The sequence below is a fragment of the Paenibacillus sp. FSL R7-0189 genome (assembly GCF_037969925.1).
Lineage (GTDB): Bacteria > Bacillota > Bacilli > Paenibacillales > Paenibacillaceae > Paenibacillus_AQ > Paenibacillus_AQ odorifer.
Window position 1 is genome coordinate 5680002 of record NZ_CP150223.1, and the last position, 13919, is coordinate 5693920.

14 protein-coding genes are annotated in these 13919 nt (G+C 42.9%); 13 read left to right on the forward strand and 1 reads right to left on the reverse strand.

From position 1 onward, the window contains the following. Nucleotides 1–36: 36 nt before the first annotated feature. From MKY63_RS24915 to MKY63_RS24925, 3 genes are read left to right on the forward strand one after another with little or no spacing between them, the layout of a single operon-like run. Entirely contained in the window at nucleotides 37–1647 is a 1611-nt protein-coding gene (locus MKY63_RS24915; protein ID WP_076143592.1) for a response regulator, read from the forward strand. Continuing rightward, nucleotides 1644–3428: a sensor histidine kinase gene (locus tag MKY63_RS24920; protein ID WP_339810147.1), complete on the forward strand. Its 1785-nt coding sequence runs from the start codon at nucleotides 1644–1646 to the stop codon at nucleotides 3426–3428. The genes MKY63_RS24915 and MKY63_RS24920 overlap by 4 nt, the downstream gene beginning before the upstream one ends. Next, nucleotides 3425–4414 carry a substrate-binding domain-containing protein gene (locus MKY63_RS24925; RefSeq protein WP_036687526.1) on the forward strand — a complete coding sequence of 330 codons (990 nt, stop codon included), beginning with the start codon at nucleotides 3425–3427 and terminating at the stop codon, nucleotides 4412–4414. Before MKY63_RS24920 ends, MKY63_RS24925 begins: the two co-directional genes overlap by 4 nt. 50 nt (nucleotides 4415–4464) lie before the next feature. Here the strand turns inward: MKY63_RS24925 and MKY63_RS24930 are convergent, their stop codons facing one another. Next, nucleotides 4465–5355 carry a LysR family transcriptional regulator gene (locus tag MKY63_RS24930; protein ID WP_076223783.1) on the reverse strand — a complete coding sequence of 297 codons (891 nt, stop codon included), beginning with the start codon at nucleotides 5353–5355 and terminating at the stop codon, nucleotides 4465–4467. A 328-nt stretch (nucleotides 5356–5683) separates the two neighbouring features. Here MKY63_RS24930 and MKY63_RS24935 point away from each other — a divergent pair, with 328 nt between their 5' ends. The 10 genes from MKY63_RS24935 to MKY63_RS24980 all read left to right on the forward strand — a co-directional run bounded on the left by MKY63_RS24935 (nucleotide 5684) and on the right by MKY63_RS24980 (nucleotide 13872). Continuing rightward, nucleotides 5684–6619 (forward strand): phosphate ABC transporter substrate-binding protein PstS family protein, encoded by a 936-nt coding sequence (locus tag MKY63_RS24935; protein WP_326047232.1) that lies wholly within the window; start codon nucleotides 5684–5686, stop codon nucleotides 6617–6619. A 90-nt stretch (nucleotides 6620–6709) separates the two neighbouring features. Continuing rightward, a complete protein-coding gene (pstC, locus tag MKY63_RS24940) occupies nucleotides 6710–7612 on the forward strand; it encodes a phosphate ABC transporter permease subunit PstC (protein ID WP_036687519.1) in 903 nt (300 codons plus the stop codon). After that, complete coding sequence (pstA, locus tag MKY63_RS24945) at nucleotides 7609–8505, forward strand: phosphate ABC transporter permease PstA (RefSeq protein WP_036687518.1); 897 nt, start codon at nucleotides 7609–7611, stop codon at nucleotides 8503–8505. The genes pstC and pstA overlap by 4 nt, the downstream gene beginning before the upstream one ends. 38 nt (nucleotides 8506–8543) lie before the next feature. After that, a complete protein-coding gene (pstB, locus tag MKY63_RS24950) occupies nucleotides 8544–9320 on the forward strand; it encodes a phosphate ABC transporter ATP-binding protein PstB (protein ID WP_036687516.1) in 777 nt (258 codons plus the stop codon). Between the two features lie 151 nt (nucleotides 9321–9471). Beyond that, on the forward strand, nucleotides 9472–10074 hold the full coding sequence (locus MKY63_RS24955) for a nitroreductase (RefSeq protein ID WP_076099095.1): 603 nt from the start codon (nucleotides 9472–9474) through the stop codon (nucleotides 10072–10074). Nucleotides 10075–11106: 1032 nt separating this feature from the next. Beyond that, a complete protein-coding gene (locus MKY63_RS24960; protein ID WP_036676881.1) occupies nucleotides 11107–11310 on the forward strand; it encodes a helix-turn-helix transcriptional regulator in 204 nt (67 codons plus the stop codon). 2 nt (nucleotides 11311–11312) lie between these two features. Beyond that, on the forward strand, nucleotides 11313–11780 hold the full coding sequence (locus tag MKY63_RS24965) for a DUF6773 family protein (RefSeq protein ID WP_076099096.1): 468 nt from the start codon (nucleotides 11313–11315) through the stop codon (nucleotides 11778–11780). A gap of 84 nt (nucleotides 11781–11864) precedes the next feature. Continuing rightward, nucleotides 11865–12581: an MBL fold metallo-hydrolase gene (locus MKY63_RS24970; RefSeq protein ID WP_339810153.1), complete on the forward strand. Its 717-nt coding sequence runs from the start codon at nucleotides 11865–11867 to the stop codon at nucleotides 12579–12581. Next, entirely contained in the window at nucleotides 12582–13154 is a 573-nt protein-coding gene (locus MKY63_RS24975; RefSeq protein WP_339810155.1) for a WHG domain-containing protein, read from the forward strand. A 25-nt stretch (nucleotides 13155–13179) separates the two neighbouring features. After that, on the forward strand, nucleotides 13180–13872 hold the full coding sequence (locus MKY63_RS24980) for a hypothetical protein (RefSeq protein ID WP_339810157.1): 693 nt from the start codon (nucleotides 13180–13182) through the stop codon (nucleotides 13870–13872). Nucleotides 13873–13919 lie beyond the last annotated feature (47 nt).

The following is a 13919-nucleotide window of genomic DNA, read 5'->3' on the forward strand; positions in this document are numbered from 1 at the left end:
CTTATGCTGATAAGTTTAAAGTTGTGGAGGTGTTGGATGTATAAGATAATTCTGGTTGATGATGAAGATGAGGTTCGCGAAGGGATCAAACAGAAGATTACATGGAGTAAATATGGGTTTGAGCTGGTTGGTGATTTCGATAATGGCAGAGATGCACTGGAAGCAATCGAGCAGCATCGGCCTGACGTAATTATTACTGATATTTGTATGCCTTTTATGGATGGACTGGGATTGGCCAGAGCTGTGATGGATAGGTACCGGGATATGAAGGTCATTATCATCACTGGATATGAAGACTTCGAATATGCGAAGCAGGCCATAACACTGAAGGTGACTGAGTACTTATTAAAACCGATTAATGCACGTGAGTTTGCTGAATTTCTAAGTAAGATGAAGCAGGATTTAGATGAAGAGCATTTACAAAAAGCGAATTTAGTTAAGCTTCGTATGCAACTTAATCAGAGTCTTCCATTGCTGCGGGAACGATTCTTGGAGCAGCTGGTAACTACTCGAATGAAAAGCGAAGAAATCGAGAATAAATTGAGTTATTTTCATATTCAGTTGCAGGGTCAAGTGTACCTTGCGCTCGTTATAGATATAGAACTGGAGAAACGAAGCCAGAACATAACTTTCGATGCAGAGCTACTGCGTTTCGGCGCCTTTAACATTGTTCAAGAGCAGCTGGAGAAAGAGCAAGACGGAGTGGTATTCCAGACGAGAGATGGAAAAATCGCTGCGATATTATCCGGCAATTCAGAGGCGTTAGAAGTAGCAACGCAGCTTCTCGCAGAGCAAGTCCAGAGTAGCTTAAATAAATATTTGAAGCTGTCATCAACCATAGGCATCGGTAGAAAATATAATAATTTGCAACAAATTCCACTATCCTTCCAAGAAGCGGTCTCCTCCATAGAATATCGTTACCTTTTAGGCATAGATAAAGTTATCTCCATACAGGATCTTGAGTTTGGCAAGGGATTGGATCAGGCGCATTTCACCTCATGGGAAAAGCAATTCATATCCGCTTTAAAGACAGGTAAAGCTTCTGCTGTATCGGAAATTCTATTGAAGTGGTTTCAGGAGCTTAAAAGTAATACCTCCTCTATAGAAGGCTGCCGTAGCAGCATCTATCAGCTGCTGGTTTCTTTGATGAATTATGTGGTCGACATCGGCTTCCCAAATACAGTAGTTGTTTCGCATAATATGTTTGCAGAGGTTGCTGCGCTTAAGACTTTAGATGAAGCTAGAAATTATCTGGAGAGGACTTGCCATGAGCTGATACTTAAACTATCGGAACAGAGAACAACGGTTCGGACTTCTCAGATGCAAGCCGCAGAAGCTTATATTCGCGAGAATTATTGTAATGACAGCTTTTCACTCAATGAGCTGTGTAGCCATATTTTTATGAGCATCAGTTATTTCAGTGCAACTTTTAAACAGCATACCGGTGAAACATTTATAGAGTATCTGACTCGACTCCGTTTGGAAAAAGCAAAAGAACTCCTTACCGTCACGCAGTTGAAGACATATGATATCGCTGCCAGAGTTGGTTATGCTGATCCACAGTATTTTAGTGTTATTTTCAAACGTAATGTAGGAAGCACACCGAAGGAATATCGACACCGGCAGAAGGAGAATCTCTCTCTATGAGATCACAGCGCTTTTTCCGCAGCCGAAGTATTCATACTAGTATTGCTGTCTCCTTTTCACTTCTTATCCTCTGCACAACTATTGTCCTGAGTTATACTTCCTATCGCCTGTCCTCAGCCGCGGTCAAGGGCAATTCTGTAGCCTATACTTCACAATTAATAGAACAAGTAAAACTAAATATCGAGAATTACATTGGTAATATGGAGAGCATAGCTGCTCTGGTGTTAACTAGCAGTGATCTAGAGAAATATATAAAAGGCTCGAAATTAGATGAAGAAGAAGCGCTTAAGAATAAACTGCTTGCCAGTCATTATCTCCGGTCAGTCGTTCAATCCCGCTCGGATATTTCCTCTATATTATATGCAGGCTCAGATGGCATGACTGTTTCGGATCGACAGCATGCTATTTTGAAACCGCTTCCTGAACTAATAGCTCAAGATTGGTATCAAAAAGCTATGAATCAACTTGACGTTGCAGTTTCTTCCTCACATGTGCAGCACATCTTTCAAGATGAATACCGGTGGGTAGTCTCGATCAGCCGAAAACTCACGAATGCGAATGCTATGACGGAAGCGGATCAACAAGGTGTACTGCTCGTAGATCTCAATTACAGTGTAATTAATAATCTATGTAAACAAATCGAACTGGGAAAGCGCGGTTATGTTTTTATTGTCGATCCCGCAGGCAGCCTTGTCTATCATCCACAACAGCAGTTGATCTACTCCCAGCTCAAGTTCGAACAATTGGAGACGGTTCTTGGGATCAAAAATGGATCTGTTACGGTTAACACGGGGAATGACCAGAAACTGTACACTGTGGACACTACAAGCTTTGGCTGGAAAATAGTTGGAGTCACTTATCCGGATGATTTGGTCGCGAACAAGCAACGTATGCAAGGAACTGCCGCCTTATGGGGAGCAATTAGTTTGATTTTTGCTATGGCTATATCGATTTTTCTCTCTTACGCACTGACCAAACCGCTGAAGAATTTGGAGCTGAATATGAAAAAAGCGGAACGTGGAGAGTTCGACATACGCGTAGAGATTGAGAGCACGAATGAAATCGGCAAGCTTGCTCGTACGTTTAATCTTATGATCATGAAGATTAAAGAGTTAATGGGTCAGATCGTCTTGGAGCAAGAGATGAAGCGTGTCAGTGAACTGAAGGCGCTGCAAGCGCAGATTAAACCTCACTTTTTGTACAATACACTTGATTCGATTATTTGGATGGCAGAGACAGGAAAGATGGAGGAAGTGGTGGAGATGACTTCATCTCTATCCAAGCTGCTCCGTTCAACAATTGGTGAGGGTGAGGAATTGATTCCGCTGGCCAAAGAATTAGAGCATATTCGGCACTATTTAACGATTCAGAACATGCGTTATCGTAATAAATTCACTTATTCCATAGAGATACAAGAAGATATCCTAACCTGCAGCATTTTAAAAATGGTACTTCAGCCTTTGGTTGAAAATGCGATCTATCACGGCATAAAACATAATCCTGAGCAAGGGCACATTCTGATCCGGGCAAGACAAGAACAGAACGATATTATCGTACAGATCATTGATGACGGTATTGGGATGGATGAAGAGCAGATGGGTAAGGTACTGCTGCAAAAATCAGATTTCAAGACTGGCAGCGGTGTAGGTGTCGCAAATGTGAACCATCGTGTCCAGCTGTATTTCGGTGTGAAATACGGTTTGTCTTTTACAAGCGAGATGGAGGAAGGAACGACGGCCACTTTACGAATACCTGTAATTTATGAGGAGGAGAGTCAATGAGCGCATTACGGTCAAAAATTGGCCTGTATACTCTGTTGCTGCTCTTCATTGTTACTTTGGGTTCATTAGCCTATCGTATGTTTGCAAATGAGCTTGACGCAAAGGTTAGGACCATTATTTATGTGCCCAAGACTATCGATAGCAGTATTGAATTCTGGGAAGTGATGAAACAAGGTGTGGCAACAGCGGCTAAGGAGTTCGGTGCAGAGGTTCGCACGGTTGGAACGGATACAGAGCTTGATGTAGATCAACAAATAGAACTGTTGGAGCAAGCAATTAAGGAGAAGCCTGACGCCATTATTTTATCTGCTACGGATTATTATCGCCTCATTCCAATCGCGGAAAAGATCAAATCAGCTGGCATTACGCTTATTACTGTAGATTCGGGCTTGAGCGGTGGTGTATCAGAGAGTTTTATTGCTACGGATAATTATGAAGCAGGACGTAAGGCAGGGCAGGAGTTAAGAAAATATATCGATCCAGAGGATAAAGTCGCCATCGTTAACTTTGTACAAGGCTCTGCGACAGCAATAGAGAGGGAAAGAGGAGCTCGTGACGCCCTTTTAGAAAATGGAGTTCATGATGTGCAGCCTACATTATACAGTGATGGTTCCGTGCGAAAAGCGTATCAGTTAACTATTGATTTGCTAAAGGACGAGCCAAATTTAAAGGGAATAATCGGTCTTAATGAACCTTCTACACTAGGTGCTGGGGAGGCGATTATGGATATGGGATTTCAGGACAAAGTGAAATTGTTTGGGTTCGACAATTCTAGCAATGAGGTGAAGCTCCTCGAAAAAGGGATTTTGCTTGGCACGGTCATGCAGAAGCCCTTTAATATGGGGTACTTAGCTGTGAAGACGGCGATTGAAGCTGTTGAGGGTGAGGAAGTGGAACAGATAATAGACACAGGCTCCGTGGTCATCACGAAGGAGAATATGTATTTAAGTGAAAATGAGAAATTAATGTTTCCTTTTATAGAATAAACAAAGGGTAGCTCCTTAAACCATTCGTGGATTTAGGAGCTACCCTTTGTTTAAGGGGTAAGAGACTCAACAAGGTCAACAAAGGATTGCTGCAACGGTGTTAAAATATGATCTTTACGCCAGCCGAGCACAAACCCGCCGCTTTCAGGCAAAATCCCTGGTAGGTTGGCATAGCTAAGCTTGCCTAGCTCAATCTCAGCTTTAACAGCCGCTTTAGAACATATGCCAACACAGTCACTCCCGCTAACTAGCTGCTTAATCACTTCTGGAGAATTCAACTCGGATCGGTTCCATAAACGGATTTGATTGAATTGTGCCCATTGATCGGCATACCCCCGTAAACAAGATCCTTGCTCATGCTGAATCCACGGCTCATTGGCAATTAGTTCAGGTGTTAATTTCTTTAGGTCTTCAAATGGATGACCAGGTGCAAAAATTAGGACAGGTTCATCACGGACAATAAGCTGAAAATCAAAAGATTCGTCCTGCCAATCCGAAGTATGTAAAATAGCCATCTGAATATCCCGACTACGGAGACGTTCACGTAACAAAGCATCGCTTTGAACAGTCAAGGAGTTGTTAATCCCCGGATAGAGTTTCATGAATTGGATTAACACATTAGGTAAAATATAAGTTGCAGGAATAAAACTGGCTTCCAGCTCTAATGTTCCTTTTGAGGGAGAAGAAAATTGTTTGACTGTACGCTCAGCTTCTGCTGTGAGGGAAACGATTTTGAGGGCGTATTGATAAAGGGCTCGCCCAGCATCCGTAAGCAGCACTCTTCCGCTGCGGTAAAGAAATAGAGGGGTTCCGAGCTCAGCCTCCAGATTCTTCATATGAAAAGAAACAGTAGGCTGTTTAAGGCCTAATTCTGCGGCTACATCGGTTACCTTTTTATATTTTTCAATTAGAACTACGATGTTCAATTTCATAATATTCATGACTTTCCTCCACATAATGCTAAGTTGGATTACAAATTATATCTCCATTATAGATTATATCTATACAGATATACACTTTATATTGGTATTTTTTTCGTTCACTTTACAAAGATAAGAAGTTTCTCTAACGAACGAGCTCTAGAATAAGAAGAGTCAGAGGGGCCAAGAAGTCCCGGACAACATATAACATATGCGTTTGATGAACTTTTACAGTAACCATGCATATGGGGGCCAAGCTCCACAACACCATGTTAAAGCTTTCGAAGCCAGTTTGGTATGAACTGATCAGGGAGCCATGCTAACAAACCATTTAGGAGGAGACAAAACAATGCAATTCAAAAAATCATGGATCATGACTTTGGCTTTAACAAGCGTACTGGCACTATCGGCTTGCGGTAACGGCGGGGCAAACAACACAGGAGGAAACGCTGCAGCAACTAACGAAGGAAGCGGCGGCGCTGAAATAAGTGGTTCGATTCTGGCTTCAGGTTCAACAGCATTACAACCCTTGGTTGAGCTGGTAGCAGAGAATTTCATGGATAAAAACACTGGCGTGGACATTCAAGTTCAAGGCGGTGGCAGTGGTACTGGTCTTACTCAAGTAGCTGAGAAACAAGTAGATATCGGAAACTCTGACGTATTCGCAGAAGAAAAATTAAAAGATGCAGATGCAGAAAAAGCAGCAGCACTCGTAGATCATCAAGTAGCAGTAGTAGCGATCGCAGCAGTAGCTCATCCTGATGCTGGTGTGGATAGCTTAACTAAACAACAACTGGTGGACATTTTCACTGGTAAAATCACTAATTGGTCTGAAGTAGGCGGAGCGGATCAAAAAATCCAAATCATCAACCGTCCAGGCAGCTCCGGTACTCGTGCAACCTTTGAAAGCTTTGCACTTGGAACCAAAACAGAAGATATCCCAGGTTCGATTCAAGAAGATTCCTCCGGTACGGTTAAGAAAATGATCGGTGAAACTCCAGGGGCAATCGGATACCTTGCTCTTTCTTACCTGGATGATTCCATTAAAACACTTAGTCTTGACGGTGTAGAAGCATCTGTTGACAATGTTGTTTCGGGTAAATACCCAGTGTGGGCTTACGAGCATATGTACACAAATGGTGAACCTAACGCAACAGTAAAAGCATTCCTCGACTTTTTCTTAACTGACGAAGTGCAAACAGGTGAAGTTGTTGAACTTGGATACATCCCAGCTGTTAAAATGCAAGTTGTTCGCGACGTTGCAGGAAATGTTACCGCTAAGTAATTAAATTCTAGGCAATGTTATTGATTAGAATCTCAAGTGATTAGAGGCGGATACATCTGCCTCTCTTTTCACTTTAGAAAGAGGGAGCAATTGAGGGTGAAACTAAAGAACTCACGATTCGAAAAACATCATATTGAAGATTTTGTTGGACGTACTTATATGTCCTTCTGTGTATTACTGTTGATAACAATCATTGTATCGATGGTATATTTTGTAGCGTCTAAAGGAATTTCAACCTTCACAAGTGGTAATGCTACAGTTTCTGAATTTCTATTCGGTACAAAGTGGTCGCCAGAAGCGGATACGCCTTCCTTCGGAGCTTTTCCATTTATCTCGGGTTCCTTTCTGGTTACTTTGCTTGCCGCATTGATTGCTAGTCCACTTAGCTTATGCGCTGCGTTATTTATGACTGAGATTGTTCCAGGGTGGGGCAAAAAATTACTTCAACCTGTTATTGAGCTTTTGGCAGGGATTCCTTCGGTAGTATATGGTTTCATCGGATTAAGTGTAATTGTACCGTTTCTACGCAACAACCTGCCGGGCCAAGGCATCGGGGTAGCTGCAGGCGCGCTTGTGCTCTCGGTAATGATTCTTCCGACGATTACAAGCGTGGCTGCAGACGCGCTGGCTTCATTGCCGCAAAACTTAAAAGAATCTTCCTATGCGCTTGGTGCCACCCGGTGGCAGACGATTTCGCGGGTGATTATTCCAACAACCTTTCCTGCCATAATGACAGGGATTGTATTGGGAATGGCTCGTGCTTTCGGTGAAGCACTCGCTGTACAAATGGTTATCGGGAACGCGCCATTCGTACCAAAATCACTCTTTGAGTCAGCTTCTACCTTGACCAGTGTGATCACACTCGGTATGGGGAACACGACCATGGGCTCACCTCACAATAATGCACTGTGGAGTATGGCACTGGTTCTCATGCTGATGACTTTCGTATTTGTCTTCTTTGTGAGAATGCTTGAAAGGAGAAATAAAATTTGAAGCCGAGAACCGTAAATAAAATTGCCACCAGTCTTATTGTATTTTTCGCGATGCTCATCGTTGCCATTCTACTTGGACTTTTGGGATATATCCTCTTTAGAGGCTTAAGCCATATCAGTTGGGATTTTCTTTTCTCCGCACCGCAAAAGATTCGTGCAGGTGGAGGGATCGGACCACAGCTATTTAACTCCTTATTCCTGTTAGTATTGACACTTATTATTACAGTTCCGCTTGGACTGGGTGCCGGTATTTATATGGCAGAATATGCTCGTCCCGGTAAGATTACCGGCTTTATTCGCTTGATTGTTGAAGTATTGTCATCTTTCCCTTCCATCGTAGTCGGCTTGTTTGGTCTATTGCTAATTGTTAACTATTTCAATCTAGGCTTCTCCTTAATCTCCGGTGCGCTGGCATTGACGGTCTTTAATCTACCGCTGATGGTGCGGATTACGGAGCAAGCTTTTCGTAGTGTTCCAAAACAACAAAAAGAGGCCGGTTTTGCACTAGGATTATCCAAGTGGAAAATTGTTACCTCGGTGTTGTTTCCGGTAGCATTACCTACAATTATTACAGGTACTATCTTGTCCGCTGGCCGTGTCTTTGGGGAAGCAGCTGCGTTGATGTTCACAGCAGGAATGAGTAGCCCTAGATTGGATTTCACCAACTGGAATCCACTTAGTGCGAATTCGCCACTGAATCCCTTCCGTCCAGCGGAAACGCTGGCTGTCCACATTTGGAAGGTCAACAGTGAAGGTCTAGCTCCAGATGCTGCACAGATTGCTGCGGGAGCTTCGGCGGTGCTTGTAATTATGGTGTTAATCTTCAATCTGGCAGCACGTTATTTCGGAAGATTTATTTATCGTAAGCTTACAGCTTCAAAAAGAATGAACTAATCATACAAATTAAAGTAGAGATGTAGGAGGAGTAATCGATGGGAACGTCGGCAACAGCAGTGCGTGAATCTTTTCAAACCGAAGACCTGAGTATTTTTTACGGAACATATGAGGCAGTAAAGGGGATAAGCCTTCCATTTGCTGAAAATACGGTTACTGCACTGATCGGCCCCTCCGGCTGCGGTAAATCAACCTTTCTTCGTTCTTTGAACCGGATGAATGACGAAATTTCTGGTTCAAAAACAAAAGGAAGCATCTGGATTGATGGAGTGGATATTAATGCTCCGGGTACGGATGTGATTAAGCTGCGTCAGAAGATCGGGATGGTATGGCAAAAGCCAAATCCGTTCTATAAATCGATTTACGATAACATCGCTTTTGGACCTAAGTATCACGGCATTAAAGGCAAAAAGGCTCTTGATGAGATTGTTGAGAGCAGTCTTCGCAAAGCAGCATTGTGGGATGAGGTAAAGGATCGTTTAAAAGATTCAGCACTTGCACTTTCCGGTGGACAACAGCAGCGCCTTTGTATTGCTAGAGCGTTGTCGGTTAACCCGCAAATTCTGCTCTTGGACGAACCAGCATCAGCTCTAGACCCGGTCTCCACAGGTAAAGTAGAGGAGCTAATCAAGGAGTTGAAAGAAGAGCTTCGCATCGTTATTGTGACACATAATATGCAGCAGGCAGCTCGGATCTCTGATTATACCGCATACTTTTATCTAGGCTCCCTTGTCGAATATGATAAGACGGATAAAGTCTTTACCAATCCAGAGAATCAAATGACGCAAGAATATATCATGGGCCGATTCGGCTGAAGCTGTGAACATCGTTCTTTCGGGAACGGTGTTTTTTTGTGAATTCAAGAGTTGTGATTCGAATGGTTGCCTATTATTTGCAAAAGGCAGAAAGATGCTGTATCATTTGTGATAATGATTATCATTATTACTATATTAGGGAGTGGATCTTATGACGCAATCTCAACAGACTCAACAGAATAGTGTGGCCGAAATAATAAAAGAACGACGCTCGATTAAGCTTTTTAAAAAAGATCCACTTCCACAAGGCCTTTTAGAGGAATTATTAAATGTAGCGGTATGGGCACCGAATCATGGTGTGCGTGAGCCGTGGAGATTTATTGCTTTTCAAGGGGAAGGTTCGAAATTCCTAGCTGAATCTGCATTTGCTTTTGTAAAACGTGCTATAGCTGATCCAGAAGTGGCTGCTAAACGTAAAGAATATATCTCGAATATTCCGTTAACAGTAATCGTAGTGATGCCTGAAGATCCTCGGCAAAGAGAGTGGGACGAGGATTTTGCAGCAGCGTCCGCACTAGTACAGAACTTCCAGCTCGCAGCTTGGGAACAAGGTGTAGGAACGATTTGGAAGACAGATCCATACATCAACAACCCTGAATTCCGCACTAAAATTGGTGTGAAGCCCGGCGAAAAAATTGTAGCCATGATCCATGCCGGATATCCGGAGACTGTACCTGACAGCCGTCCACGCACAGACGCTTCGGAGCTGCTGAAGATCGTAGACTTCTATCCAGAGAATGGCGTAGTGGAATAAGGAAAGTCGAAGGCATTCGTATATTAAAAGCGGAAGGATCATAAACATCGAAAAAGCGTCGAAATATCAAAAAGATCGAAAGATCAAAAGCATCGAAAGATCAAAAGTATCCTTAGGGATGCTTTTTTTTGTTACTTTGACTAGCGATAGTAGGGGGAGGGCTACTGGGTGCTAGGTGCTGATCACGTTTCGCTGCTGGTTCCTCTGCTGATGTGGCTCAACCTTCTACTTACTTCTTAATGATCTTTACTGACCTCCAGCGGGCTTCATACAGACCTCCTACGGGCTCCCTAGTGATATCCTACTGATCTCCGCATCGGACCGTATTGCAACTATTTGAGCTTTTGGAGTCATTTTGCAGAAGTATCGGACCACATAGCTCTTATAACCATGTAACTGTGCAGAACTGGTGTGGTTATGAGTAAATAGCTGCAACTGGGTCCGATAGCACGTCAATTAGCTGCAAATATACGAAATAAGGACTCCTCAGTCCGATGCAACGGCGAATAAGCGAACTAACCCCAAACTAACCTAAACTAACTAAAGAACCTCATGTTGCGGACTGTATTGCAGCTATTTGAGCTTTTTGAGTCATTTTGTAGAAGTATCGGACCCCATAGCTCTTATTACCTTGTAAAGGCGCAGAATTGGTGTGGTTTTGAGTAAATAGCTGCAATTGAGTCCGATAACCCGCAGAAAACACTCGAATTTGCATTATAAGGTCATCTGAGTCCGAACTATTGGCAAAAGTGTACTTACATACTAGCCAAGGCGGCGAGTTAGGCATCGCAGCTGACTGGCTATGGACTCAATTACAATCACTCTTCACCATTTGATCCAACGGTGGGGAGAAAGTATTTCCTGATGGAGAGGGAATGGAAAATGAAGTCTGGATCCTAAAATGACACGTCGATCCTAAAGTGAAATGTTGATCCCAATAAACAAATGTAATATATAATGTACATAATGACCGATATAGATTACAATGGTGGAAAATGGAATGCATCACAAACATTAAAGGGAGGTTATGGAGTGGGAGAGAACAAAAACATCAAGTTAAAGCTGGCAAGAATCCAAAAGAATCTTTCCCAAGAACAGTTAGCGGAAGTTGTAGGGGTTACACGGCAGACGATCGGCCTGATTGAAGCTGGTAACTATAACCCGACGATTAAGCTGTGCATAGCCATCTGCAAGGCGTTAGATACGTCATTAAACGATATTTTTTGGGAGGATTAGTTGTGAAAGGGCCAAAGATTAAAGACGAACGAATTATCACAGAAATTCAGAAGTTTAGTACGCACGGATTATTGATTGTGTTAGTGGGATTTATGATCAGCCTTTTGGTAAAAGTATTTATCCTGGAATGGGACATCAAATATTGGGTAGATACTTTTGGGATTATGCTGTTAGGTTGCTTGTATGTTACCGTTTGTTGTGTCAAAGATGGGATATACCTGCTGCCGAGTAAGGAAGGAGAACTCAGACGGTTTAAGAAGATTCATTTAATATCGGGAGTTATCAGCACGATTATTTGGGCCACGCTAACATTTTTGCTTGATTTTAGAGAAGCGGGAGAAGTGGATATTAGAAAAAATATATCGAGTACTCTCGTGGGGGCGGTTGTTTTTTTCATAGGGATCACTTGGGCGATGTGGTACATAATTAATAAATCCAACAAAAATGCTGACAAGAACATTGAGAGTTAAATATTAAAGATAACAATCTCTTGCAAAACTAATATCATTAGTTTATATTTAAGCTAATATCATTAGTTTATCGGAGGGGTAAGGATGAGAGTAACACGTGAAGGTCATTTATTGCAGTTGACTTGGATGCCAAATTTTTTTCCAGTGAATTGTTACATTATTGAGGAAAACGATGGATTGACTTTAATAGATGCCGCTATGCCATTTAGTCTAAAAGGAATTATGGATACTGAAGCGAAGCTAAATAAGAAGCTTACACGTATGATCTTAACGCATGCGCATGATGATCATATTGGGGCACTGGATGGACTAAAAAAGCAACGTCCAGAGGCTCAGGTGTACATCTCTGAGCGAGATTCGGCATTACTACGTGGAGATCGTTCACTTCGGGAAGGAGAACCTCAGACCCCTATTAAGGGAGGCGTGCCGAAGAAGATAGCTACCAAGCCAGATGTCCTTCTCCACGAAGGGGATACCATTGGATCATTAACAGCGATTCACACTCCAGGACATACCCCCGGCTCTATGTCTTTCCTTGATTCACGCAGCGGTGCTGTAATCGTTGGGGATGCTCTTCAGACCTTCCGGGGAACTGCGGTGGCTGGAACCATCATCCCCCTGTTTCCTTTTCCAGCAATGGCTACATGGAATAAAGCTCAAGCTCTGAATAGTGCGATTAAGCTTCTAGAGTTATCTCCAGCTTTACTTGCTGTTGGTCACGGCAACTTACTGAAAGCGCCAAAGCAGGAGATGGAGAAAGCCATACGTAAGGCACAAATGATTCAGGATAGGAGTAATTAAATGTCACCTAGAGCAGGATTAGATCGTCACACACTAGTGATTAGAGCAGCAGAAATTGCCGATGATGAAGGTATAGAAGCCGTTACCTTGGCTGCATTAGCAGGTAAACTAGGTGTTCGTTCCCCGTCATTATACAACCATATAAATGGACTGCAGGATTTGCGGACTGGGCTCGCCATTTACGGATTAGAGTTATTATTTACAAGCATGTCGAACGCAGCTGAAGGATTAAATGGAGATGCTGCTGTACACGCGATGGGCCAGGCATATGTGGATTTTGCTAGGAGTAGACCAGGTTTGTATGAGACTACACTACGAGCGCCTGAGCAGGAGAACACGGAGCTTGAAGCGGCTGGTGAGCATATTTTGCAGTTTATAATTCAGGTGATGAAGAGTTATCAATTAGGCGAAGAAGGAGAACTTCATGCCGTAAGGGGATTACGGAGTATCCTGCATGGATTCGCCTCATTGGAGCAAAAGGGTGGATTCGGTATGGCGCTCGATACTAACGAGAGTCTAACCCGCTTGATTAGCACTTTTATAACCGGAATTGGAAATATGAAATCTGATTAAATTAGATCTAGGAGATGATGAACAAATGGGTCAGGAATATGAACAAGGTAGTGTCACCACTTATGGGGAAACAGCAGAGGTTATTGCGAAATTGGGGATTTTACCGCTTGCTGTGCTGATTCCCGGGCACCCGTCTTTAAACGGCTTAACTAAGCCCGAGAATTGGCATACTGGAACAGATTTAGATCCGTGGTCATGGCGCGCACAGTTTCCAGGTGAGGGTCTAGCAGGATACGGAAAATTTATTAAGAAAAAGGCTATCTTGGTCTCAAGGGAGTGGTTCCCGGCAATTGTAGCAGCAGTAGGAAGTACAAAATCTATTGAAGAACGGTACAAGGATGGGTTGGCTAGTAAAGAAGCTGTGACCTTGCTGCAGATTGTTCGTGAACATGAAGGTATTGATACACGTAAACTTCGGGCAGAGGCTGATATGAAGGCAAAAGAAAAGAAAACAGCCTTCGATAACGCGGTTACTGAGCTGCAAGGATCTTTAGATATGGTGATCTCAGGCATCAAGCAACGCCTGAATGATGAAGGTGAAGTAAATGGTTGGAGCAGTACCTCGTTCGAGACGGTCAGTCACTGGATGTCAGATAACGGTTTATCCGCTTTTGAAGGGGATAGAGAAGAGGCCATAGCTTGGATACAATCGAAGATGAACGGGGTATGGTCGCCTACAGCAATAGCTTGGACAAACAAAGCATTCTCATGGAATTAATAAAAACGGTTAATCACTACTCCATAGAGAGTGATTAACCGTAAGCG

Coding starts and splice junctions, on each gene's coding strand:
- MKY63_RS24915 (WP_076143592.1), top strand. CDS start 37: ATGTATAAGATAATTCTGGTTGATGATGAAGATGAGGTTCGCGAAGGG.
- MKY63_RS24920 (WP_339810147.1), top strand. CDS start 1,644: ATGAGATCACAGCGCTTTTTCCGCAGCCGAAGTATTCATACTAGTATT.
- MKY63_RS24925 (WP_036687526.1), top strand. CDS start 3,425: ATGAGCGCATTACGGTCAAAAATTGGCCTGTATACTCTGTTGCTGCTC.
- MKY63_RS24930 (WP_076223783.1), bottom strand. CDS start 5,355: ATGAATATTATGAAATTGAACATCGTAGTTCTAATTGAAAAATATAAA.
- MKY63_RS24935 (WP_326047232.1), top strand. CDS start 5,684: ATGCAATTCAAAAAATCATGGATCATGACTTTGGCTTTAACAAGCGTA.
- pstB (WP_036687516.1), top strand. CDS start 8,544: ATGGGAACGTCGGCAACAGCAGTGCGTGAATCTTTTCAAACCGAAGAC.
- MKY63_RS24955 (WP_076099095.1), top strand. CDS start 9,472: ATGACGCAATCTCAACAGACTCAACAGAATAGTGTGGCCGAAATAATA.
- MKY63_RS24970 (WP_339810153.1), top strand. CDS start 11,865: ATGAGAGTAACACGTGAAGGTCATTTATTGCAGTTGACTTGGATGCCA.
- MKY63_RS24975 (WP_339810155.1), top strand. CDS start 12,582: ATGTCACCTAGAGCAGGATTAGATCGTCACACACTAGTGATTAGAGCA.
- MKY63_RS24980 (WP_339810157.1), top strand. CDS start 13,180: ATGGGTCAGGAATATGAACAAGGTAGTGTCACCACTTATGGGGAAACA.